Below are 23,353 nucleotides of genomic sequence, written 5' to 3'. Positions count from 1 at the left end.
ATATATATATTTGTATCATAAATACCATTAGCCCTATAAATGAAAAAAATATCACTTTTATTAATTTGTTTTTTAATTATATCATACGCAAAAGCCCAAGATCGACCTATTACAACTGGAGTTCCTTTTTTATTAGTTGCTGCTGATGCCAGAGCAGCTGGTCTTGCGGATCAAGGTGTTGCAACATCTGCTGATGCTTATTCTCAACAATGGAATCCTGCAAAATATGCTTTTGCACTAGACAAGCAAGGACTTTCTATCAGCTACACTCCTTATTTAACAGATTTAGCCAACGATATTTCACTTGGCCAATTAACCTATTATAATAGGATTAACGAAAAAAGTGCTTTTGCAGGAAGTTTTCGTTTTTTTGGTTTTGGAGATATTGAATTAAGAAGAACTGGCGACCCAAATGAAGTCCCAAATATTGTTTCTCCAAACGAATTTGCCTTAGACGGATCTTATTCTCTAAAACTCAGCGAAACATTTTCTATGGCAGTAGCAGGAAGATATATTCGCTCAAATCTAAAAGTAGCTTCAGAAGATGTTGATGCTTCTGCAGCGAAATCTTTTGCTGTCGATGTTGCCGGATTCTATCAATCAGAAGAAATTGCTTATAACGATTTCAACGGAAGATGGAGAGCAGGTTTCAATATGCAGAATTTAGGTCCAAAAATAAGTTATGACAATGATGATTTGAGCGCAAACTTTTTACCTGCTAACTTAAGATTAGGAGGAGGTTTTGATTTTATCTTAGACGATTATAATAAAGTAGGCGTCAGTGTCGAATTTACTAAGCTATTAGTTCCTACTCCTCCAGGCCCAGGAACACCTGTAGATGCAAATGGAGATGGCGATTTTACAGATCCTGAAGATATTTCACAAGAAGAGGCAAATACAATCAGCTACAACAAATACAATGACATCGGCTGGGTTGAAGGAATTTTCAAATCATTTGGAGATGCTCCAGGAGGCTTTAGTGAAGAATTAAAAGAAATAACTTACAGTGTTGCTGGAGAATACATGTATCAAGATGCTTTTGCAGTTAGAGCTGGTTATTTTCATGAGAGCCCAGAAAAAGGAGCTAGACAATTCTTCTCTTTAGGAGCTGGTTTCAAATATAACATTGTAAAAATTGATGTTTCTTACTTATTTTCATCATCAAAAGTTAAAAATCCATTAGAAAATACACTTCGTTTTTCTTTAACCTTTAACTTTGGCGACAAATACGACGAATATTAAAAAAGAAAATAAAAAAACCAATAACAATCCAAATTTCTAATTTTTTAGGAATTTGGATTTTTTTTCCCATAAAAAGAATGAAAGAAATAAGCATCACATCATCATTTACAGTATACGACAGCTTAAAAGAAGTATCTGAAGAAGTACAGCAATTAATGAATGAGGCCGTTGAGATCAGAAAAAAAGCATATGCACCTTATTCTCAATTTAGAGTTGGAGCGGCTCTTCTTCTCGATAACGGAAAAATAATATTAGGATCAAATCAGGAAAATGCAGCCTATCCGTCGGGACTATGTGCAGAACGGGTAGCTATTTTTCATGCAGGGAGTGTTTATCCTGAAGCGAAAATCTTAAAAATGGCTATTACTGCAGCTTCAGACAACAATCAGACTAAAGCTCCGATTCCTCCATGCGGTTCATGCCGCCAGTCGATTGCAGAATATGAAATCAAGCAGGATACCCCTATAGAAATCTATTTTATGGGCGAAATTGGCGAAGTTTACAAATCAGCATCACTGAAAAATTTGCTCCCATTTATGTTTGATAAAAAGTTCTTGTAAAAAAAAGCCAAAAAGTACCTTTTAAATTTTAGTTGTTAAATGGAATGTCTTATTTTTGCATCCCGACCTTTCGGGCGCAAATTTGTGGGAGGAAACTATTTTGCGTTATAGGCAACAATTGATAACACAAACAACTTTAGCAAAAGAAAGAATTCAGATGAAAGAAGTTACAAAAGAAGTATATTTAAAGTGGTACGAAGACATGCTGCTTTGGAGAAAGTTTGAAGACAAACTTGCAGCATTATACATTCAACAAAAAGTTAGAGGTTTTCTACATTTATATAATGGTCAAGAGGCCGTTTTAGCGGGTGCTTTGCACGCTATGGATTTGACCAAAGACAAAATGATTACTGCTTACAGAAACCACGTGCAGCCAATTGGTATGGGAGTTGATCCTAGACGTGTAATGGCCGAGCTTTTAGGAAAAGCAACAGGAACTTCTAAAGGTATGGGAGGTTCTATGCATATTTTTTCTAAAGAACACCGTTTTTACGGAGGTCACGGAATCGTAGGTGGACAAATTCCGGTAGGAGCTGGTTTGGCTTTTGCTGATAAATATTTTGAAACTGGCGGTGTTACCATGACTTACTTTGGTGATGGAGCTGCTAGACAAGGTTCATTACACGAAGCTTTTAACATGGCAATGTTATGGAAGCTTCCAGTTGTATTTATCGTTGAAAACAACGGATATGCAATGGGAACTTCTGTTGAAAGAACTGCAAATCACACTGACATTTGGAAACTTGGTTTAGGATATGAAATGCCTTGCGGACCAGTTGACGGAATGAATCCTGTAAAAGTTGCTGAAGCAATGACAGAAGCTATTGATAGAGCTCGTCGCGGTGATGGACCAACTTTCCTTGAAATGAAAACGTACCGTTACAGAGGACACTCTATGTCTGATGCACAATTATACCGTTCTAAAGAAGAGGTTGAAGAATACAAAAAAATTGACCCTATTACTCAAGTTTTAGATGTAATTATGGATCAAAAATATGCTACTGAAGAAGAAATTGAAGCAATCGACCAAAGAGTTAAAGACTTGGTTGAAGAATGTGTGAAATTCGCTGAAGAATCTCCATATCCTGAATTGCAGCAATTATACGATGTAGTATACGCACAAGAAGACTATCCATTCACACCTCATAAACTATAATATATTATGGCGATAAAAGTAACAATGCCTCGTTTGAGCGATACTATGACGGAAGGAACGGTAGCGACTTGGTTAAAAAAAGTAGGCGACAAAATTAGCGAAGGAGATATTCTTGCTGAGATTGAAACAGATAAAGCAACAATGGAATTTGAGTCTTTCAACGAAGGAACTCTTTTACATATCGGAATTCAAGCTGGAGAAACTGCTCCAGTTGATTCACTATTAGCAATTATTGGAAATGAAGGAGAAGACATTTCAGCTTTATTAGCTGGCGGTGACGCTCCTGCTAGTCCTGAAGCTTCGCAACCAAAAGCTGACAATGCTCCTGCTGAAGCAAAATCAGAAGAAACTAAAACTGAAGCTCCTGCTCCTGCAAAAGCTGCAACTGAATTACCAAAAGGTGTTGTAGTTGTAACTATGCCACGTTTGAGCGATACTATGACTGAAGGTACTGTAGCAAGCTGGTTGAAAAAAGAAGGCGATGCTGTGGCTGAAGGTGATATCTTAGCTGAAATTGAAACTGACAAAGCTACTATGGAGTTTGAGTCTTTCAATGCTGGAACATTATTATACATCGGAATTCAAGAAGGCAACACTGCTCCTGTTGACAGTTTATTAGCGATCATTGGACCTGCTGGAACTGATATTTCTGGAATTGCTGATAATTATACTGCTGGAGGCGCTGCAAGTGCTCCTGCAACTGAAGAAAAAGCCGCACCTGCTGCTGAAAAAGCTACAGAAACAACTGCTGACACTTCATCAAATGGAGGAAGAATTTTAGCTTCGCCATTAGCAAAGAAAATTGCTTCTGACAAAGGAATTCAATTGACTCAAGTTAAAGGTTCTGGAGAAAACGGACGTATCGTAAAAAGCGATATCGAAAACTTTACGCCGTCTGCACAAGCGCAACAACCTGCTGCAACTGCAACTGCTGCTGCACCAAAAGCGGAAACTGCCGCCCCTGCTGCGCCAAAAGTTTTTGTTCCTGCTGGAGAAGTTTTCACAGAAGAGATCAAAAATTCTCAAATGCGTAAAATTATTGCAAAACGTCTTGCTGAATCATTGTTTACAGCACCTCACTACAACTTAGTGATCGAGGTAAGCATGGACGAAGCAATGGGTGCAAGAGCAACAATTAATACTGTTCCTGATACAAAAGTATCTTTTAATGATATGGTAATTAAAGCTTGTGCTTTAGCATTGAAAAAACATCCAAAAATTAACTCTCAATGGAAAGAAGATGCTATCATCATTAACCACCACGTTAATATTGGTGTTGCTGTCGCTGTTGAAGACGGATTAGTAGTTCCTGTATTGAAATTTACAGACGCTATGAGTTTATCTCAAATTGGTGCTTCAGTAAGAGATTTAGCAGGAAGAGCTAAAAACAAAAAACTTGGACCTCAAGAAATGGAAGGAAGTACTTTTACAGTATCTAACCTTGGAATGTTTGGTATTACTGAATTCAATTCAATTATCAACCAGCCAAACTCTGCAATCCTTTCTGTAGGTGCAATTGTTGAAAAACCAGTCGTTAAAAATGGTCAGATTGTAGTTGGAAACACAATGATGTTATCATTAGCTTGTGATCACAGAACAATTGACGGTGCAACTGGCGCTCAATTTTTACAAACATTAAAACAATACATCGAAAGCCCAGTTACAATGTTGGCATAATTTTTTGCCAGCCTGAAGCTTAATCGAAGGTAATTTTATATTTAAATCCCGTTTTGTTTACTCAAAACGGGATTTTTTGTTTAATTTTCATCCTCAAAATTCAATACTTCATAAAATGAAAAAACTAATTCTAGCAACTTTATTCTTGACGGCGATTGCCTGCCAGAAAAAAGATCAAACAGAAAAACCTACAGCTGTTATAGATGAACACAGCTATTCTAAACCAGAACTTGCTGTAGTAAAACACTTAGATCTCGACATCAAAGTTGATTTTGACACACGAACTATTTCAGGAAAAGCTTCTTGGGAAATTAATAATGTGAGCAAAGGAAATGAAATTATCTTCGATGAAAATACTTTAAATATTACAAAAGTAACTCTTGGTGATGAAGAGAAGGAAACCAAATTTGAACTTGGTCAAGACATTGAATTTCACGGAAAACCTCTTAAAATTACAATTGAACCAAATACAACCAAAGTAAATATTTACTACAGCACAACTAAAGATGCTGTTGCATTGCAATGGTTACAGCCTGAACAAACTGCAGACAAAAAGAAACCTTTTTTATTCTCTCAAGGAGAAAGTGTGTGGTCTCGTACTTGGATTCCATGTCAGGATTCGCCAGGAATTCGTTTTACTTATAATGCAAAAGTTACAGTTCCTAAAGACTTATTAGCTGTTATGAGTGCCGTAAATCCGCAAAAGAAAAATGATACCGGTATTTATACTTTTAAACAAGATAAAGCGATTCCGTCTTATTTAATGGCCATTGCAGTTGGAGACATTGAATTTCAATCTATCGATAACAGAACTGGCGTTTACGCAGAGCCATCAATACTAAAAAAATCGGCTTGGGAATTTGCTGAACTAGGAAAAATGGTAGTAGCTGCAGAAAAACTGTACGGGCCTTACCGCTGGGGACGTTATGACGTATTAGTTTTACCTCCAAGTTTCCCATATGGCGGAATGGAAAATCCAAATCTAACTTTCTTAACCCCGGGAGTAATTGCGGGTGATCGCTCTTTAACAAGTTTGTTAGCTCATGAATTAGGACACAGCTGGAGCGGAAATTTAGTCACCAATGCTACTTGGGATGATATTTGGTTAAATGAAGGTTTTACTACTTACGTAGAGCATCGTATTGGAGAAGCAATCTTCGGTGAAAAAGAATTCGAAATGCAAAACGTTATCACTCGCAAAGAATTAACTGATAATGTTGCAGAATTTGGAGACACAAATCCAGACACAAGATTAAAAGTTAGCCTTACGGGAAGAAATCCAGATGACGGAATCAGTCAAATTCCATACGTTAAAGGATATGCCTTTTTAAGAGTTATTGAAAATGCTGTTGGACGTGAAAAATTCGATCCGTTCATTAAAAACTATTTTGATTCTCATGCTTTCAAATCAATTACAACAGAAGATTTTGTAAAATATTTGAATGAAAATCTTATTAAAGGAGATAAAGCTTTAGCAGAAAAAATTAAATTAGAAGATTGGATTTACAAACCAGGAATTCCTTCAAATATAACTCCTGTAAATTCTGCTGACTTTGATGCAATTGATAAAATTCAAAAAAGCTGGAGAGAAACCGGCGTAAAAGGATTGAGTCAAAAAATTACAACAACCAGTGAAAAACAATATTTTATTGATCATCTTCCAACTGATATTACTGTAAAAGAAATGGAAGCAATTGATAGTGAATTCAACTTTACAAAAGGCGGGAATTTCATCATCAAACGCCAATGGTTTGTTCAAGCATTACGCCATCAATACAAACCAGCATATCCCGCGATTGAACAATTTTTAGTAGGAATCAGCAGAACAGGATCTGTAATGATGCTTTACAAAGAAATGGTAAAAACTCCTGAAGGAAAAGTTTGGGCAAAAAAGGTTTTTGATAAAGCAAAACCAGGTTATCATGCCACTACAATTCAAGCTGTTGAAGGCATTTTAAAATAGTTTTCAGTCACAGTAGTTGTAAGCCCACATAACCAGATCACTGAGACCGAAAACTGAGACTAAAAAATCCCGATTACATTCGTAATCGGGATTTTTTTATTTAATTTTTATTCTTAGCTTCTATCCATTTTGCCATGTATTTGGTACTTTTTAAGGTATGATGCTGGAGCAGGCTTCCCATAAAATTATGCAGGCGGTGATTTTCATAATCATTCAGTAATGAATTAACTTTCTCTATTAATACTTCAGCATATTTTTCTTTTAAATAACACTCATTTATAATTGCAATTCCTTTTTTTTGCGATTGTTTCCAAAGATTTTCATCTTGATATAATGAAATTGCGTGTTTTGCAAACAGCTGAATATCATCGGTAATAAATCCATTCCATGGTAAATCTGCATGCATAGCCTCAGAACCAATTTTCGTAGTTACACTTGGCGTTCCGCATTGCATCGCTTCTAGCAGTTTTCCTTTTAAACCCGCTCCAAAACGAATTGGCGCCAAAACAATTCTAGATTTCTTAACCACCTCATTTGCGTCTGCAGCTCTTCCCATTATAAAAAAACCATTTTTAGGCTGATGCAATTGTAATACTTTTTGAGAAGGATACGCTCCGTAAACTTCTAGAACAGCTTCAGGAAAATCCTTCTTTATCAAAGGCCAAATGGTTTCCTTTAAATACTGAACGGTGTTCCAATTGGGTTCATGAAGAAAATTTCCGATGAAAACAAAATTTTTCCTTTCTTCAAAAGAAGGCAATTTTAAAAGATCATCCTCTTTCATTTCGTCAACTAAAAAAGGCAAATAATACAATAAACTTGAATCAATTTTAAAAACTTCTTCCAAAATCTTCATTTCAAATTCAGAAATAATAAACGACAAATCGCATCTTAAAATACTGGCAATTTCTCTTTTCGCAACTTCTTCAGACAATAAATCCTTAAGTTGAAAAATTTTATTTTCTTTGAATGCTTTTTGTCTCGCTGTTCTCAAACAATGCAAATCTTCTGTATCCAACAGCCGAATGGCTTTTGGACAATTTTCAGCCACGCGCCAGCCAAACTGTTCTTCAATCATAAAACGATCAAACAAAACGACATCTGGATTTAGTTCGGCTACAAAATCATCAAAACTTGAATTATTCAATTCTATTGTTTTTTTCTCCACTCCAAATTCAGACAAATCAACCATAAAATCGCTGTCTAAAGCCGGACTTCCAAATGTAATTTCATATCCATTTTGCCTAAAAATAGAAATCAATTGCATCATTCTGCCGCCAGCCGCGGACGAATTTGGTTCAGGCCAAACAAAACCAATAATTAAAAGTTTTTTTATCTGAGTCATTTTAATTCTTTTCAACTTACAAAATAATGCTTTTTTCCTCGTAATCGCACGATATTTCCCGATTTTTGGTCATAAAAAACACTAATTTTGCAAGAACGAAATTCAAGGAAATTATGTTAGGATTAAAATTAGCTACAGACCCTCGATGGGTTAATATAGTGGAGTCAAATATTGAAGAAATTTTGACAGATCACGCTTGGTGCGAACAAAAAGCCGCATCAAATGCGATTAGTTTAGTTACGTATAATTCAGAATTAGAAGAACTTGTAACAGAAATGCTTGTGATTGCAAGAGAAGAACTGGAGCACTTGCAAATGGTTCATAATTTAATAAAGAAAAAAGGTTTAACCTTAGGACGTGAAAGAAAAGATCATTACGTAAATGAACTTTTTAAATTCATGAAAAAAGATGGAAGCCGTAAAGATGCACTGTGCGATCGCTTATTATTTTCAGCTATGATCGAAGCTAGAAGCTGCGAGCGTTTTAAAGTTCTTTCAGAAAACATTAAAGATGAAGAATTAGCAAAATTCTATCGTGATTTAATGATCTCTGAAGCTGGGCATTATACTACTTTTTTAGGCTTTGCAAGAAAATATGCGGATAATGTTGATGTTGACAAACGATGGAAAGAATGGATTGAATACGAAGGTTCCATTATTACCAATTACGGAAAAAGTGAAACTGTTCATGGATAAATTATTTTTTATCCGAATTCATTCTATATAAATATTAAAATTTGTTATGACAGCAAGTAAAAAGAAATCCATTTTATTAAAAATTGCTAAATATCTTGGAATAACTTTTGCCGTTATTTTGGCACTATTATTTTTAACGCCAATTGTTTTTGCTGACAAAATTAAAGAACAGATTAAAAAAACAGCAAATGAAAAACTAAGCGCAGAATTAAATTATTCTGATGTTTCCGTTTCGTTTTTTCGACATTTTCCGTCGCTGACTTTAACTTTAAGCGATTTAAATCTTAATGGATCGACGCCTTATAAAAATGAAAAATTCATAACAGCAAAAGAAGTTTCTTTTGGAATAAATGTTGCGAGCTTAATATTTAGCAAAGCTGTAAAAATTGATCAGATTTATTTATCGGATTCTTTTATTAATGTAAAAGTTAATGCAAAAGGAGAAGCAAATTATAACATTTACAAATCTACAAAACCTTCAAATCCCAAAGACAGCAGTGAAACATCTTTAAAACTGGAAAGAATTGAGATCTTGAACAGTAAAATTATCTATGATGATCTATCTACAAAAGTTCATTTTGATGCTTTTGGTTTTGATTATTTAGGAAAAGGCGATTTAAACAAAGCCGTTTTCGATTTATACTCGAAAGCGAAAATCGAAAAATTAAATATAGTGTATGAAGGCGAACCTTATTTAATGAACAAAAAAATTGATGCCGATTTGATTACAAAAGTAAATGTAAACTCGTTGTCATTCTTTTTTCAACAGAACAATCTAAAAATCAACCAGCTTTTGGTCGATTTTAAAGGAAAATTTGACTTCTTGAAAGATGGCTACAATATGGATTTTGTTATTAAATCTGACAACAGCGACTTGAAAGACGTCTTTACAGCTTTTCCTCCTAAATACGTTACTTGGCTTTCTAAAACCGAAATCAAAGGAAATACAAGCTTGCTATTAACGCTAAAAGGAGATTATATTGCATCAAAAAATATAGCTCCAGATCTTAATTTAGATATAAAAATAGACAGCGGATTTGTTAATTATAATAAAAGCGCTTTTCCGGTTTCTAATTTGAACTTAGACATAAAAACAAAAGTCCCATCTTTAAATCCAGATCTAGTTACTGTTGATGCAAAAAATCTATCACTTAATATTAAGAAAGATTATTTGAAATCGAAATTCTATATCAAAGGCGCTAATACCCCTGATATTAATGGCGATTTTAAAGCTAAAATTGATTTGCAAAAATTAACGAAAGCGCTCGGAATTCCGAATCTGGAATTAAAAGGAAATTTAGTTGGAGATATTAAAACAAAGGGAAAATTTGATCAAAAAAACAAACTTTTCCCAGTTACAAAAGGCACAATTGATCTAGAAAATGGTTATTTAAAAACTAAATATTATCCCAATCCGATCACCAATATTATTATAAAAACTACGATTGATAATCAAAAAGGAACTTTTGAAGATTTAAAAATAAAACTTAAACCAGCGCAATTTACATTTGAAGGAAAACCTGTTTTTGTTCAAGCAGATTTGAGTGATTTTAATGATTTAGCTTATGAGATCAAAGCAAAAGGTGAACTTGATGTCAATAAAATTTACAAAGTCTTCTCCCAAAAAGGACTTGATCTTGACGGTTTTGTAAAAGCCGATTTAGTTTTAAAAGGAAAACAAAGCGACGCAGAAAAAGGAAATTACAGCAAACTCTATAATAAGGGAACACTTGAACTTAGAAATATTGGAATAGCATCAGAATATCTGCCAAAGAAATTCATTATCAAGGAAGGAATTTTCAAAATTAATCAGGATAAAATGTCATTCAATAACTTTTTGGCAGCTTACGGTCAATCTGATTTTAAAATGAATGGTTATTTACAGAACGTTTTCAATTATGCGACTACCAAAACAGGCGTTTTAAGAGGTTCTTTTACCGTTGCAGCGCGATATATCAATGTTGATGAATTCATGTCGAGTACGCCGGTAAATACTTCTGCAACACAAACTAAAACTGAAACACCAGCTTCAACTGCAACAAAACAAACTGGAGTCATTATAATTCCGACTAATTTGAATTTGCAATTAACAGCAAATGCACAAAAAGTATATTTTGACAAATTGAATCTTCAAAATGCTGTTGGAAATTTAAGTATGAACAAAGGCAAATTAACCATGCAGAACACTGGCTTTGACTTAATTGGATGCAAGGTTGCAATGAATGCCAATTATCAAGCCGTAACAACTCAAAAAGCTAATTTTGATTATAACATTAAAGCTTCAGACTTTGATATTAAAAGAGCTTATAATGAAATTGAAGTTTTTAGAAAAATGGCCAGCGCTGCTGAAAAAGCACAAGGAATTGTTTCTTTAGATTATCAATTAAAAGGTCGATTAAATGGTAATATGGAACCCGTGTATCCGTCTCTAGATGGCGGTGGAACGCTTTCTGTAAAAGATGTAAAAGTAAGAGGATTGAAAATGTTTAATGCAGTCAGCAAACAAACAAGTTCTGAAGCCATAAAAAATCCTGATGTTTCTAAAGTTGATATTAAAACTAAAATTAAGAACAATATTATGACGGTGGAACGCTTTAAATTTAAGTTTGCCGGCTTCAGACCTAGAATCGAAGGCACAACAAGCTTAGATGGAAAATTAAACTTAAAAATGCGTTTAGGCTTACCTCCTCTTGGTATATTTGGAATTCCATTAACCGTTACAGGAACTCAGGATGCTCCAAAAGTAAAAGTGGGAAGAAAAACTGAGGATTTGGAAGAAACAAAGGATACTGAACAGTAAATTCAATTTTAATTTTATTATAACATAAAACCTTTGTCAAAGTTTAAAACTTGATAAGGGTTTTTGCTTTTTTTGTAATATCTTCTTTCTGAGATTCCTCGTTCCTCGGAAGGACAAACTAAAATAATTACAAAACAAAAAACCCGTTCTTTTCAGAACGGGTTTTTTAATAAGTAGTCTTAATATTATGCTTCGAATGGAAGGATAGATACATAAGATTTGTTATCTTTTTTCTTTTGGAACTTAACAACTCCAGCTACTCTTGCGTGTAGTGTGTGATCTTTACTGATGTAAACGTTCTCACCTGGATTATGTTTTGAACCTCTTTGTCTAACGATGATGTTCCCAGCAATAGCAGCTTGACCACCAAAAATCTTAACGCCTAAACGTTTTGATTCTGATTCTCTACCATTCTTCGAACTACCGACACCTTTCTTGTGAGCCATGACGTATGAGTTTAAATATTGTTATTATTCTTTAGTAGCTTCTTTTTTTGCTTTTGGAGCTGCTGCTTTTTTTGCTTTTGGAGCTGCTTCAACTTCAGTTGCCGGAGCATCTTCTGCTACAACCGCTTTTTTAGCTGCTGCTTTTTTAGTTCCACCTGCTGCAGTAATACCTTCAATTACAATTTGAGTAAGATATTGTCTGTGACCATTTCTCTTTTTGTAACCTTTTCTTCTTTTCTTTTTGAAAACGATTACTTTATCTCCTTTTAAGTGTTGTAACACTTTAGCTTCTACTGAAGCACCTTCTATAGCTGGGGCGCCTAAAGTTATGCTTCCGTTATCGTCTAATAAAAGAACTTTGTCAAATGAAATACTTGAACCTTCTTCGTTAGCCAAACGGTTAACATAAACCTTTAAGTCTTTGCTTACTTTAAATTGTTGCCCTGCTATCTCTACGATTGCATACATACCAAATTGATTTATTGATTTTTAAGGTTGCAAATATACAATTTAAAATTTACTGTGCAATCTCTTATTCTAAAAATATTTATTTCGCTTTAAAGTCTGTTTTTCAAGGTATTTTGTCTGTCAATAGACTAAAATTTGAAGTAAAAGATTGTTAAAGTATCATCAAAATAAAGCCACACTATTAAAAGATAACTAAAAAAACTTATTTTTGATGTAACTATAATTAAATCTTGGCTACCTATTTATATAGGTAAATATAAATTATTAATCTTTATGAAAAATTCGATAATGATGTTAAGTGCTGCATTAATGCTCGGCGGAGTTGCTCATGCTCAAAAAGTAGCTTTTGAAGAATACAATTTAGACAACGGTATGCATGTAATTTTGCATAACGATCCTTCTGCGCCTGTTGTTATTACATCTGTAATGTATCACGTGGGCTCTAAAGACGAACGTCCAGACCGTACAGGTTTTGCCCATTTCTTTGAACATTTATTATTTGAAGGAACTCAAAATATAAAACGCGGTGAGTGGATGAAAATCGTTACTGCAAACGGCGGCGTTAACAATGCCAATACTTCTGACGACAGAACATATTACTATGAAGTTTTTCCATCAAACAGCTTGGAACTTGGTTTGTGGATGGAATCTGAGCGTTTAATGCATCCAATTATAAATAAAATTGGTGTTGACACGCAAAATGAAGTGGTAAAAGAAGAAAAAAGAATGCGTTACGATAATCAGCCATACGGAAATATTCTTCCTGAGGTTAAAAAAAACATGTTCAAAAATCATCCTTATCGCTGGACAACTATTGGTTCGATGAAAGATTTAGATGCTGCAACTCTTGAAGAATTTCAGGCTTTTAATAAAAAATTCTACACGCCAAATAATGCTGTTTTAGTTGTAGCAGGTGATTTTGATAAGACCAAAACAAAAGAATGGATTCAGAAATATTTTGGACCAATTCCGAAAGGCGAAGTGGTAAAAAAACAAACTTTTGTTGAAGAGCCAATCAATCAAACTATAAAAGCAACTTACGAAGATCCTAATATTCAAATTCCGATGGTTGTTGCCTCTTATAGAACTCCATCAATGAAAACCAGAGACGCGAGAGTTTTAGATTTGATTTCTTCTTATTTAAGCGACGGAAAAAGTTCTAAACTTTATAAAAAAATAGTTGACGACAAAAAAATGGCACTTCAAATTGGAGCTGTCGGTTTTAGCCAGGAAGATTACGGAATGTACATTTTATACGGACTTCCGATGGCACCCAACACAACTGCTGACATCTTAAAAGAAATGGATGAAGAAATTGTAAAAATTCAAACCGATTTGATTTCTGAAAAAGATTACGAAAAATTACAAAACAAATTCGACAATAATTTTGTGAACGCAAATGCAACAGTTGAAGGAATTGCTGAAAACTTGGCTTCTTATTATTTACTTTATGGAGATGTAAATTTAATTAATACTGAAATTGATCTTTATCATTCGATTACAAGAGAAGAAATTAGAGAAGTTGCCAAAAAGTATCTAAACCCTAACCAGCGTTTAATTTTAGATTACATTCCTTCAACTAAAGTTCAAAATTAAGAGCAGCGAATCATGAAAAAAATACATACAATTTTAATCCTTTTATTCCTGACTGGAATTATGCAAGCACAAGATCGTCCACAACCAAAACCAGGCAATTCGCCCGTAGTCAACATCAAAAAACCTCAAACTTTTGTTTTGGCAAACGGCATGAAAGTTTTGGTGGTTGAAAATCATAAATTACCAAGAGTAAGCTTTAATCTTACCCTAGACAATGCCCCTTTTACGGAAGGAAATAAAAAAGGTGTTGACGAATTAACCAGCAGTCTAATTGGAAACGGAACCAAAAAAACCGCCAAAGAAGCTTTCAATGAAGAAATTGACTTTTACGGAGCAAGCATCAATTTCTCGTCTCAAGGTGCTTACGCAAGTTCGCTTTCAAAATATTCAGGACGCGTTTTAGAACTTTTAGCTGAAGGAGCTTTACAGCCCAATTTCACTCAAGCAGAATTTGACAAGGAAAAAGCAAAATTAATTGAAGGACTTAAAGCCGATGAAAAAAGCGTTCCTGCAATTGCCAACCGTGTAGTTGATGTTTTAGCTTTCGGAAAAAACCATCCTTCTGGAGAATATTTATCTGAAGAAACCGTAAAAAATGTCACTCTAGCCGATGTTCAAGCGAATTACGCTACTTATTTTGTTCCCGAAAATGCTTATTTAGTGATCATTGGAGATGTTAAGTTTAAAGAAACAAAAGCCGAAGTTGAAAAACTTTTTAGTGGATGGAAAAAACAAGCTGCGCCAAAAAATACGTATCCAAATCCAGAAAATGTTTCTAAACTTCAAATTGATTTTGTTGATGTTCCAAATGCAGTTCAATCTGAAATTTCATTGGTCAATACCGTAAATTTAAGAATGAGCGATCCAGATTTTTTCCCTGCTGTAATTGCAAATCAAATTTTAGGAGGTGATTTCAACAGTTATTTAAATATGAATTTACGTGAACAGCACGCTTGGACATATGGCGCGAATTCAAGTATTGGAAGCGGAAAATATGTAACTAAATTCAAAGCTTCATCTGCTGTGAGAAACACAGTTACAGACAGCGCTGTTGCTCAGTTTGTAAAAGAAATAAAAAGAATCAGAACTGAAAAAGTTTCTGAAGATGTTTTGAAAAATGTAAAAGCTGGATATATTGGGCGTTTTGTAATGCAGGTTGAAAAACCACAATCTGTTGCACGTTACGCACTTAATATCGAAACAGAAAAACTTCCTGCTGATTTTTACGAAAAATACATTCAAACTATAAATAATGTTACCGCTGACGATATTTATCGTGTGGCAAACAAATATTTCCTTTTGGATAACATGCGTATCGTAATTGCCGGAAAAGGTTCTGATGTAATTTCAGGTTTGGAAAAACTTCAGATTCCGATTTACTATTTCGACAGATTTGGAAACCCAATAGAAAAACCTATAACTAAAAAAGAAGCGCCAACCGAAATTACCGCAAAAACAGTTTTCGAAAATTACATTAAAGCAATTGGTGGAGAAAAAGCGGTTTCAGCTGTAAAAACGTTGGCAATGACTGGCTCAACAACTATTCCTCAAGCTCCTGGACCTTTAACTTTTACTTCAAAATTAGATTCGAAAGGAAAAATGATGGTTTCTCTTGCAATGGGACCGATGAATTTAATGAAACAGGTTGTAAATGACAAAGGCGCTTATATAGAACAGCAAGGGCAACGCAAAAACCTTGAAGGTGATGACCTTAAAGAAATGAAGGGAAATGCTGCGCCGTTTGAAGAATTGCAATTGCAAAAAAGAACAGATTTAAAAGTAGATTCTATTGAACCCATTAACGGAAGTGATGCTTATGCTATAAAAGATGGCAAAACAACTTATTACTACGATGTGAAATCTGGCTTAAAAGTAGCAGAGTCTAAAATTCGTGAACAAGGCGGAAAATCCGCGGCACAAATAACAAACTTTGGCGATTACAGAGAAGTTAAAGGCGTGAAAGTTCCTTTTAACATAATTCAGAATGTTGGTTTTGAATTAGATATTAAAATGTCTGATATTAAGATTAATGAAGGAGTTTCTGAGGCAGATTTTTTATAAAAGATACTGAGATTCTAAGACACTAAGCCGCTAAGTTTTTTCTCATAGGCTCTGTTAAAGTTTAAAACTTTGACAGAGCCTATTCTTTTTATCAGGCTGAACGAAGTCGAAGTTCTTAAACCATAACCCATAACTCTATAACTCAAAATCACTTTTTAGCAGACAAATAAACTCCAATTAAAATAATAAAAGCGCCAAAAAACTGAATTGATGTGAGCATTTCGTTATCTAATAAGCCCCAGAAAAAGGCGACGATCGGAATTAAATAAGTTACCGATGTTGCAAATACAGGCGAAGACATTTGTATTAATTTAAAGAACAGCACATTCGCTATTCCAGTTCCTAAAACGCCTAAAATCAGTACAAAAAATATGGAATGCTGTGTAGCTTCAAAATGTATGCTTTGCGAAATATCTGTTGTACTTAAAATGATTAATGCCGGCAAAAGCAAAACTGCAAAATTTCCTGTTGTGATGCTCAGCGAATTTAAATCTGATAAATATTTCTTGATCAAATTGACATTAATTGCATAACAAAGCGTTGCAATTACAACTAAAACTACATAATAATAATTTTGTCCTGGATGTGCAGAAGCACCGCTTAAAACCAACAACAAGCATCCCACTAGTCCAACAAAAACACCTAGAACTTGTCGTTTCTGAAACTGAATTCCGAAAATAAGAATTCCTAAAACCAAAGTATTCAAAGGTGTAAGCGAATTTAGAATTGCCACAATTGAGCTGTCTACTTCTGTCTCTGCAATTGCAAAAAGATAAGCCGGTGTAAATGTTCCAAAAACTGAAGTTATGGCAACAAATTTCCATTGACGACGAGAGATTTTCTTCAAGCTTTTAAAACCTACAATCAACAAAAATAAGGCTGCAAAAATAATTCGGAATGAACCTACCTGAACCGCCGTCAAGCCAACCAAACCTCTTTTAATTAATATAAAAGAACTTCCCCAGATAAGTGAAAGAACAAACAAATAAGCCCACTTCAATTGTTTTGCATCCATATATACTATTTTACTGCAAATTTGTAATAATTTTACGAACTGACCTCTTGATTTTTATTAATTTTGCCAATAACATATTGACAATCTTAAATCATAGATAATGAAATTCACAAAAATAATAGCATCATTAGCAATAGCAGGTTTAGTATTCGTAAGCTGTAAAAAAGAAGGAGATAAAAATTTAGCAAATATTAAATCTGAAAAAACAGCTCCGAAAGAACATAAAGCAATTGCTGCAGAAAATGTACAGACAGCAAGCTTTACTATTGACGGAATGACCTGCGCTGTTGGATGCGCGAAAACTATTGAACAAGAATTATCTAATTTAGATGGCGTAGAAAAAGCAACAGTTGATTTTGACAAAAAAACTGCAACCGTAACTTTTGACAAAACAATTCAAAATCCTGAAAACTTAACTAAAACAGTCCAGGAAACTGGAGACGGTAAAACATATAAAGTTTCGAATATGAAATCGTAATTATATTTTAAACATAAAAAAGGCGTTCAATTGAACGCCTTTTTTATGTTTATTATTTCCACTTTAGTGTTTCCATTAAGCGCTGCATATCATTTTTAATATAGCTTGCTGCAGGCATAACCGAATCAAAATTGGGTTTAGCATAAAAGTAAACTGATCCCGTTATAAAGTGTTTTGTACTGTCTGTAACGTAGAATTGTGAGTTTGTAGCAGCATTTCCATCAACTTGATAAAACATTCCGTAAACTTTCTTTTGCGGATTTAAATACGGCTGTTCTAAAATATCATCAGCTTTTATAACATGTTCGTAAGTTAGTTTTTGAGCATCTTTTAATAATTTCTGAATATCTCCATTTACTGGTTTATAGGTCAAATAAATTGTCGCTTTCATTTTCGGATATGTAATTGCAAATCCGCAGTCTTTTTCACCTTTAATTATCGCTGCTTCATTCATTTCAAAAGCAAACGGGCAATTATTTTCAAAATTGACATATTTCGCCTCAGGATAATCTAGACGCAAGTAACTTGACGGCTTTGGCACTACATCATCTTTACAGCTTACAACTGTTAATACAAGTAAAATGGCAGCAGCCGAAATTATTCTTTTAAGCATTTTATTCTATTGTTACTTTTATTTGTTTTACACGCTTTTTATCTACTGTTTCGATTGTAAAAACACAGTTTTCGAAAGCTACTTTTTGATCTTTTTTAGGGAAATTACCCAGAATTTCAAGAATAAAACCAGCTAATGTTTCCGCTTCGCCTTTGTGCGATTCAAAAATATCTTCATTAACATTTACGATTCGGTAAAAGTCTTTCATGTTAATCTTTCCTTCAAAAAGAAAATTCTTTTCATCAATTTGAGAAAAATTCAAATTTTCATCATCAAACTCATCGCTGATATCCCCTACTATTTCCTCAATAACATCTTCTAAAGAAACTAAGCCAGAAGTCCCGCCATATTCATCAACCACAATAGCCAAATGACTTTTAAGACCTTGAAAATCCTTCAACAAATTATCAAGCTTTTTATTCTCCGGAACGAAGAATGCTTCTCTAATTAAAGTCGTCCAGTCAAACTCTTCTTTATCAATATGCGGCAATAAATCTTTAACGAATAAAACGCCTTCGATCTGATCAATATTATCGCGGTAAACCGGAATTCTTGAAAATCCTTTTTCGATTATTTTTGGATAAATTACTGGAAATGATTCTGATATTTCTAATGCAAAAATATCAATTCTCGGACTCATAACCTGTTTGGTATCTGTATTTCCAAAAGAAACAATTCCTTCTAATATTTTTTGCTCCTCGCTCGATGTGCCTTCAGAATCTGTCAGTTCTAACGCCTGCGAGAGCTGATTTATTGAAAAACTATTTTTTTGTTTTCCTAATTTATTCTGCAAATATAGCGTAACACTGCGCATAGGCAAACTTATCGGAGAAAGTAATTTGTCTAAAACAGCAATCGGATAAGCAACACGTTTAGCAAATTTTATATTGTTTCGGCTGGCATAAACTTTTGGCAAAACTTCCGCAAATAATAAAATTAAGAAAGTGACCAAAATTACTTCTAAAATAAATTTAAGAACAGGCGAACTTACGTGTGCAAAAATATTTCGGCCAATAAAAGAGAACAGAATAACGACTCCAATATTTAAAAAATTGTTTGCTACTAATAAGGTTGCTAAAAGTTTTTTGGGTTTATCTAAAAGTTTAGAGATTATTTTACCTTTAGAAAGATTGTCTTGTAAGGTTTCATCAATATCCTTTTGAGAGAGAGAAAAAAGAGCTACTTCGGCACCTGAAACAATGGCCGATAAAAAAAGCAAAACAAATATTCCGACAAAACCAATTATTAAATTGATGTCTAATGTCGTAGTAAAAAGTAAACTGGGCTCTGGGTCCAAATTAAAAAAGATTAGTTAAACAATCAAAAAGGCAGGTCGTTTACAGGCAAGCCTTCATTTGTCGCATCAAAGTTAGTACTTTTTGCGGATTCTGAATCGTGATGTGGTTTATGATTTCCAGTTTCTTTTTTGGTAGTCAAGAAAGTAAACTCGGTAACTTGAATTTCAGTCGTGTATTTTGTAGTGCCATCTTCTGCTTGCCACTGACGTGATTTTATACGACCTTCAACATATATTTTATCTCCTTTGGATAGATATTTCTCGCAGATTTCCGCGGCTTTATTACGCACGACTAAATTATGCCACTCTGTCGAAGTTATTTTTTCGTTGGTGGTCTTATTAATATAAACTTCATTTGTAGCCAACTGAAAACGACCGATGCAATTTCCTCCATCAAAATAATGCATCTTTACATCATCGCCTAAATGGCCAATAAGCATCACTTTATTTAATGTTCCGTTCATGGTTAATTTGTGGTATTTCTCCCAAAGATACATTTTTTTAGCAATTTATTTCCTGCTTTTCGATAAAATTATAAATCACAATAGGAAAAGGAAAATTTTTTAAATCACTGGTTATCACGCCATTCTCTATTTTTTCAGCAATTTTAACTTTCCAGAACTGAATATGCAGATGCTGATGCGAAAGTTTATGCATGACAGTAGTTTCACTGCATTCCTCTATACCTATAATAGTATAAGATGGAAAAATATCGTTTTGAACCTCTTTTGCGACAACATCAAAGCCTACAATCTCGTCTTTTTCTAATAACGGAAACTCATATAAGTTGTGCCAAATTCCTTTTGCGGTTCTTTTTTGAATTAAAGTATTTCCTAAAGCATCTTCTAAAATCAAATAATTAAAGAATCGATTTGTAACTTTTGTTTTTTTTGATTTTACGGGCAAAGCAGCCACTTTCTTTTTTTGAAGTGCTGCGCAGCTTTCATTAAAGTCACAAACCAAACAATTTGGACTTTTAGGAACACACTGCAAAGCACCAAACTCCATAATCGCCTGATTAAATATCGCTGGATTATCTTTTGGCATTAATTCTTTAGCCAGCTCTGTAAATTCTTTTTTAGTTGCAGGCAAGCCGATATCTGATTCGATATCAAAATAGCGAGAAAGCACTCGAAAAACATTTCCATCAACTACAGGAACCGCTTCATTATAAGAAAATGAAGCAATCGCCGCCGCAGTATATTCGCCAACACCTTTTAATTTCAATAACGCTGCATAATTCTCTGGAAAAACTCCATTCAGCTCATTTGCTACATATTGAGCTGTTTTATGCAGATTTCTGGCGCGAGAATAATACCCTAATCCCTGCCAAAGTTTCAAAACTTGCTCTTCTGAGGCATTTGCCAAATCAAACACTGTAGGAAATTCCTTTGTAAAAGCAAAAAAATATGGCATTCCTTGCGCAACTCGAGTCTGCTGCAGCATAATTTCTGAGAGCCAAATTAGGTAAGGATCGGTCGTTTTTCGCCAAGGTAAATCACGCTTGTTTCGTAAATACCAATTTATCAATATGTTATGAAAATTCATCGTAAAATACTTAGAATACAAAAGTAAATGTTTATGTAATTAAAATTTAACGAATTAGCTTGATTAATTATTTTTTTAATTCCTATATTTGCAAACTCAAAAAAATAGTACATCATTTATAAAATAAAATAGGAAAGAAAATGACGAAAGCAGATATCGTAGCGAAAATTTCAGAGAAATTAGGTCTTGAAAAAGGAGATGTTCAAGCAACAGTAGAAACTTTTATGGAAGAAGTTAAAACTTCATTGGAAACTGGAGACAATGTTTACCTAAGAGGTTTTGGTAGTTTCATCGTAAAAACTAGAGCTGAAAAAACAGGAAGAAACATTTCTAAAAACACCACAATCAAAATTCCTGCACACAACATTCCTGCTTTTAAACCTGCAAAAGTATTTGTAGAAGGAGTTAAAACGAATAACGAAGCAAAATAATACTATTAATTAATTATAAAATCGACACGATATGCCAAGTGGTAAAAAAAGAAAGAGACATAAGGTAGCTACTCACAAAAGAAAGAAAAGAGCGAGAGCTAACCGTCACAAAAAGAAAAAGTAGTTTTAAACTACTTTTTTCTTTTTAACGTTCATTGAAATTGGAATTTAGTCTCAGTAACAAGTCACAGTTCGCAGCTTAAAACTGGCAACTGAAACTGGAAAACTGCTAACTAAAATTCCCCCGGGTTCAATACCTGTTAAAAATATTGTTTAATCCATCCTTACAATCAGTTATGAGTTATAGGCTATGAGTTATGAGTTGAAAAACTTGAAACCTGAAACCTGAAACCTGAAACTAAAAGTCTGGATAAAAATTTACAGTGTGAATAAAGAATTAATCATTAGATCTAGTTCTGAAGCCGTAGATTTTGCCTTATTAAAAGATGGAAAACTAATTGAATTACACAAAGAAGAAGAGAAAAGCAATTTTCAAGTTGGTGATATTTTTATTGCCAAAATAAGAAAACCAGTTGCTGGACTTAACGCTGCTTTTGTAAATGTTGGCTTCGAAAAAGATGCCTTTTTACATTATCACGATTTAGGACCTAACTTAGCTTCTCAGCTGAAATTCATAAAACTTGTAAGCGCAGGTAAAATAAAAGATTTCTCCCTAAAAACCTTTCAGTTTGAAAAAGAGATTGACAAAGATGGCATCATTACTGATATTTTAAGTGCCAATCAATCTGTTTTAGTTCAAGTTGTAAAAGAACCTATATCGACCAAAGGTCCAAGGATAAGCGCTGAGCTTTCATTGGCAGGAAGATTTATTGTTCTCGTTCCGTTTTCTGACCGCGTTTCTATTTCTCAAAAAATAGAAGACAAAAAGGAAAAGGATCGTCTAAAAAAACTTGTTCTATCGATCAAACCTAAAGGATTTGGTGTTATTGTTCGCACAGTAGCCGAAGGCAAAAACGTAGCCGAATTAGAAAAAGATTTGCAGAACCTGCTTAGCAGATGGACTGCAATGTGTAAAAAATTACCAACTGCTCATCATCCATCAAAAGTATTAGGAGAGCTTAACAGAGCTTCTTCAATATTAAGAGATGTATTTAATGATACCTTCAGCGGTATTCAAATAGATGACGAAGAGTTGTACCACCAAACGAAGGAATATCTGCAAGAAATTGCACCTTCAAAACAATCGATTGTTAAGTTTTATCAATCAAATGACACTCCAATTTTCGAGAAATACAATATAGAGAGACAAATCAAAACTTCTTTTGGAAGAACGGTTTCTATGAGCAAAGGCGCTTATCTTATTATTGAACATACTGAAGCTCTTCACGTTATAGACGTAAACAGCGGAAATCGTTCTAATAAGGCGACTAATCAAGAAGACACTGCCATGGAAGTAAATATGATTGCAGCCGCTGAAATTGCCAGACAACTTCGTTTGCGTGATATGGGCGGAATAATCGTAGTTGATTTTATCGATATGTCTAATCCTGAAAACAGGAAAGTCTTGTTCGACTTCTTGCGAGAAGAAATGAGCGACGATAAAGCAAAGCATAAAATCTTACCGCCAAGTAAATTTGGTTTAGTTCAAATTACAAGACAACGCGTAAGACCAGAAGTAAATATTAAAACTAGAGAAGAAGATCCAAACAATGAACATGGCGAAATTGAAGCGCCAATTTTAATCATTGATAAAATCGCATCTGATTTAGACAGAATTTTAAAAATCCACAAAAGTGTTGTCCTTAATGTACATCCGTTTGTGGCTGCATACCTCAGTAAAGGTTTTCCATCATTACGTTCAAAATGGTTTTTTGAACATAAGAAATGGGTGAAAATCATACCTCGTGACGCTTACACGTACTTAGAATACCATTTCTATGATAAAAAAGGAAATGTTATTTCAGAATAAAACAAAAACCGCCTTTCGTGAGATTGGCGGTT

20 protein-coding genes are annotated in these 23,353 nt (G+C 34.1%); 12 read left to right on the top strand and 8 right to left on the bottom strand.

Annotated elements, in window-relative coordinates; genetic code table 11:
• The first annotated feature begins 39 nt into the window (after nucleotides 1–39).
• The 5 genes from porV (at nucleotide 40) to IRZ83_RS08850 (ending at nucleotide 6,598) form a co-directional block, all read left to right on the top strand.
• Entirely contained in the window at nucleotides 40–1,242 is a 1,203-nt protein-coding gene (gene porV, locus IRZ83_RS08870; protein ID WP_029271888.1) for a type IX secretion system outer membrane channel protein PorV, read from the top strand.
• Between the two features lie 77 nt (nucleotides 1,243–1,319).
• The gene (cdd, locus tag IRZ83_RS08865; protein ID WP_029271887.1) at nucleotides 1,320–1,802 is read left to right on the top strand and encodes a cytidine deaminase; all 483 of its coding nucleotides are present in this window, start codon (nucleotides 1,320–1,322) and stop codon (nucleotides 1,800–1,802) included.
• 157 nt (nucleotides 1,803–1,959) lie between these two features.
• A complete protein-coding gene (pdhA, locus tag IRZ83_RS08860; RefSeq protein ID WP_026983801.1) occupies nucleotides 1,960–2,958 on the top strand; it encodes a pyruvate dehydrogenase (acetyl-transferring) E1 component subunit alpha in 999 nt (332 codons plus the stop codon).
• Nucleotides 2,959–2,964: 6 nt separating this feature from the next.
• Nucleotides 2,965–4,635, top strand: a complete 1,671-nt coding sequence (locus tag IRZ83_RS08855) for a pyruvate dehydrogenase complex dihydrolipoamide acetyltransferase (protein WP_194568172.1) — start codon at nucleotides 2,965–2,967, stop codon at nucleotides 4,633–4,635.
• A gap of 115 nt (nucleotides 4,636–4,750) precedes the next feature.
• Nucleotides 4,751–6,598: a hydrolase/aminopeptidase gene (locus IRZ83_RS08850; RefSeq protein ID WP_194568170.1), complete on the top strand. Its 1,848-nt coding sequence runs from the start codon at nucleotides 4,751–4,753 to the stop codon at nucleotides 6,596–6,598.
• A gap of 100 nt (nucleotides 6,599–6,698) precedes the next feature.
• Here the strand turns inward: IRZ83_RS08850 and IRZ83_RS08845 are convergent, their stop codons facing one another.
• Complete coding sequence (locus IRZ83_RS08845; RefSeq protein ID WP_194568168.1) at nucleotides 6,699–7,943, bottom strand: glycosyltransferase; 1,245 nt, start codon at nucleotides 7,941–7,943, stop codon at nucleotides 6,699–6,701.
• 113 nt (nucleotides 7,944–8,056) lie between these two features.
• On the opposite strand from IRZ83_RS08845, the gene IRZ83_RS08840 reads away from it, so the two are divergent.
• Nucleotides 8,057–8,638 carry a tRNA-(ms[2]io[6]A)-hydroxylase gene (locus tag IRZ83_RS08840; protein WP_029271882.1) on the top strand — a complete coding sequence of 194 codons (582 nt, stop codon included), beginning with the start codon at nucleotides 8,057–8,059 and terminating at the stop codon, nucleotides 8,636–8,638.
• Between the two features lie 46 nt (nucleotides 8,639–8,684).
• Nucleotides 8,685–11,438: an AsmA family protein gene (locus tag IRZ83_RS08835; protein ID WP_194568166.1), complete on the top strand. Its 2,754-nt coding sequence runs from the start codon at nucleotides 8,685–8,687 to the stop codon at nucleotides 11,436–11,438.
• A gap of 185 nt (nucleotides 11,439–11,623) precedes the next feature.
• Here the strand turns inward: IRZ83_RS08835 and rpmA are convergent, their stop codons facing one another.
• Complete coding sequence (gene rpmA, locus IRZ83_RS08830) at nucleotides 11,624–11,884, bottom strand: 50S ribosomal protein L27 (RefSeq protein ID WP_017497241.1); 261 nt, start codon at nucleotides 11,882–11,884, stop codon at nucleotides 11,624–11,626.
• Nucleotides 11,885–11,908: 24 nt separating this feature from the next.
• Nucleotides 11,909–12,352: a 50S ribosomal protein L21 gene (gene rplU, locus IRZ83_RS08825; protein WP_029271880.1), complete on the bottom strand. Its 444-nt coding sequence runs from the start codon at nucleotides 12,350–12,352 to the stop codon at nucleotides 11,909–11,911.
• A gap of 273 nt (nucleotides 12,353–12,625) precedes the next feature.
• Between rplU and IRZ83_RS08820 the strand changes: the two genes are divergently transcribed.
• Both IRZ83_RS08820 and IRZ83_RS08815 read left to right on the top strand, forming a co-directional pair.
• Nucleotides 12,626–13,948, top strand: coding sequence for a M16 family metallopeptidase (locus tag IRZ83_RS08820; protein ID WP_194568164.1), 1,323 nt, complete (start codon nucleotides 12,626–12,628; stop codon nucleotides 13,946–13,948).
• Nucleotides 13,949–13,960: 12 nt separating this feature from the next.
• Nucleotides 13,961–16,009 (top strand): insulinase family protein, encoded by a 2,049-nt coding sequence (locus IRZ83_RS08815; protein WP_194568161.1) that lies wholly within the window; start codon nucleotides 13,961–13,963, stop codon nucleotides 16,007–16,009.
• 148 nt (nucleotides 16,010–16,157) lie between these two features.
• On the opposite strand, the gene IRZ83_RS08810 is transcribed toward IRZ83_RS08815, so the two are convergent.
• The gene (locus tag IRZ83_RS08810) at nucleotides 16,158–17,024 is read right to left on the bottom strand and encodes a DMT family transporter (protein ID WP_194568159.1); all 867 of its coding nucleotides are present in this window, start codon (nucleotides 17,022–17,024) and stop codon (nucleotides 16,158–16,160) included.
• Nucleotides 17,025–17,124: 100 nt separating this feature from the next.
• Between IRZ83_RS08810 and IRZ83_RS08805 the strand changes: the two genes are divergently transcribed.
• On the top strand, nucleotides 17,125–17,502 hold the full coding sequence (locus tag IRZ83_RS08805; protein ID WP_194568157.1) for a heavy-metal-associated domain-containing protein: 378 nt from the start codon (nucleotides 17,125–17,127) through the stop codon (nucleotides 17,500–17,502).
• Nucleotides 17,503–17,554: 52 nt separating this feature from the next.
• Here IRZ83_RS08805 and gldD read toward each other — a convergent pair whose 3' ends face one another.
• From gldD to mutY, 4 genes are read right to left on the bottom strand one after another with little or no spacing between them, the layout of a single operon-like run.
• A complete protein-coding gene (gene gldD, locus IRZ83_RS08800; protein ID WP_029271875.1) occupies nucleotides 17,555–18,115 on the bottom strand; it encodes a gliding motility lipoprotein GldD in 561 nt (186 codons plus the stop codon).
• A gap of 1 nt (nucleotide 18,116) precedes the next feature.
• Complete coding sequence (locus IRZ83_RS08795; RefSeq protein ID WP_194568155.1) at nucleotides 18,117–19,412, bottom strand: gliding motility-associated protein GldE; 1,296 nt, start codon at nucleotides 19,410–19,412, stop codon at nucleotides 18,117–18,119.
• Between the two features lie 23 nt (nucleotides 19,413–19,435).
• Nucleotides 19,436–19,876, bottom strand: coding sequence for a single-stranded DNA-binding protein (locus tag IRZ83_RS08790; RefSeq protein WP_029271873.1), 441 nt, complete (start codon nucleotides 19,874–19,876; stop codon nucleotides 19,436–19,438).
• Nucleotides 19,877–19,913: 37 nt separating this feature from the next.
• Nucleotides 19,914–20,960 (bottom strand): A/G-specific adenine glycosylase, encoded by a 1,047-nt coding sequence (gene mutY / locus IRZ83_RS08785; RefSeq protein ID WP_194568153.1) that lies wholly within the window; start codon nucleotides 20,958–20,960, stop codon nucleotides 19,914–19,916.
• A gap of 140 nt (nucleotides 20,961–21,100) precedes the next feature.
• Between mutY and IRZ83_RS08780 the strand changes: the two genes are divergently transcribed.
• Both IRZ83_RS08780 and IRZ83_RS08775 read left to right on the top strand, forming a co-directional pair.
• Entirely contained in the window at nucleotides 21,101–21,391 is a 291-nt protein-coding gene (locus IRZ83_RS08780; RefSeq protein ID WP_007805026.1) for an HU family DNA-binding protein, read from the top strand.
• Between the two features lie 385 nt (nucleotides 21,392–21,776).
• On the top strand, nucleotides 21,777–23,321 hold the full coding sequence (locus IRZ83_RS08775) for a ribonuclease E/G (RefSeq protein WP_029271871.1): 1,545 nt from the start codon (nucleotides 21,777–21,779) through the stop codon (nucleotides 23,319–23,321).
• The last annotated feature ends 32 nt before the right edge of the window (nucleotides 23,322–23,353 follow it).

It is taken from the genome of Flavobacterium sp. JLP (assembly GCF_015350755.1).
Lineage (GTDB): Bacteria > Bacteroidota > Bacteroidia > Flavobacteriales > Flavobacteriaceae > Flavobacterium.
Note: the sequence above shows the minus strand (reverse complement) of the source record. Positions and strands in the feature narration are given on the sequence as shown.

Bases quoted from the DNA above. Each gene is read 5' to 3' on its own strand.
- IRZ83_RS08845 (WP_194568168.1), bottom strand. From the start codon at position 7,943: ATGACTCAGATAAAAAAACTTTTAATTATTGGTTTTGTTTGGCCTGAA.
- IRZ83_RS08835 (WP_194568166.1), top strand. From the start codon at position 8,685: ATGACAGCAAGTAAAAAGAAATCCATTTTATTAAAAATTGCTAAATAT.
- IRZ83_RS08815 (WP_194568161.1), top strand. From the start codon at position 13,961: ATGAAAAAAATACATACAATTTTAATCCTTTTATTCCTGACTGGAATT.
- porV (WP_029271888.1), top strand. From the start codon at position 40: ATGAAAAAAATATCACTTTTATTAATTTGTTTTTTAATTATATCATAC.
- IRZ83_RS08855 (WP_194568172.1), top strand. From the start codon at position 2,965: ATGGCGATAAAAGTAACAATGCCTCGTTTGAGCGATACTATGACGGAA.
- IRZ83_RS08790 (WP_029271873.1), bottom strand. From the start codon at position 19,876: ATGAACGGAACATTAAATAAAGTGATGCTTATTGGCCATTTAGGCGAT.
- IRZ83_RS08820 (WP_194568164.1), top strand. From the start codon at position 12,626: ATGAAAAATTCGATAATGATGTTAAGTGCTGCATTAATGCTCGGCGGA.
- mutY (WP_194568153.1), bottom strand. From the start codon at position 20,960: ATGAATTTTCATAACATATTGATAAATTGGTATTTACGAAACAAGCGT.
- gldD (WP_029271875.1), bottom strand. From the start codon at position 18,115: ATGCTTAAAAGAATAATTTCGGCTGCTGCCATTTTACTTGTATTAACA.
- IRZ83_RS08850 (WP_194568170.1), top strand. From the start codon at position 4,751: ATGAAAAAACTAATTCTAGCAACTTTATTCTTGACGGCGATTGCCTGC.
- IRZ83_RS08810 (WP_194568159.1), bottom strand. From the start codon at position 17,024: ATGGATGCAAAACAATTGAAGTGGGCTTATTTGTTTGTTCTTTCACTT.
- rplU (WP_029271880.1), bottom strand. From the start codon at position 12,352: ATGTATGCAATCGTAGAGATAGCAGGGCAACAATTTAAAGTAAGCAAA.
- IRZ83_RS08840 (WP_029271882.1), top strand. From the start codon at position 8,057: ATGTTAGGATTAAAATTAGCTACAGACCCTCGATGGGTTAATATAGTG.
- pdhA (WP_026983801.1), top strand. From the start codon at position 1,960: ATGAAAGAAGTTACAAAAGAAGTATATTTAAAGTGGTACGAAGACATG.
- cdd (WP_029271887.1), top strand. From the start codon at position 1,320: ATGAAAGAAATAAGCATCACATCATCATTTACAGTATACGACAGCTTA.
- IRZ83_RS08805 (WP_194568157.1), top strand. From the start codon at position 17,125: ATGAAATTCACAAAAATAATAGCATCATTAGCAATAGCAGGTTTAGTA.
- IRZ83_RS08780 (WP_007805026.1), top strand. From the start codon at position 21,101: ATGACGAAAGCAGATATCGTAGCGAAAATTTCAGAGAAATTAGGTCTT.
- rpmA (WP_017497241.1), bottom strand. From the start codon at position 11,884: ATGGCTCACAAGAAAGGTGTCGGTAGTTCGAAGAATGGTAGAGAATCA.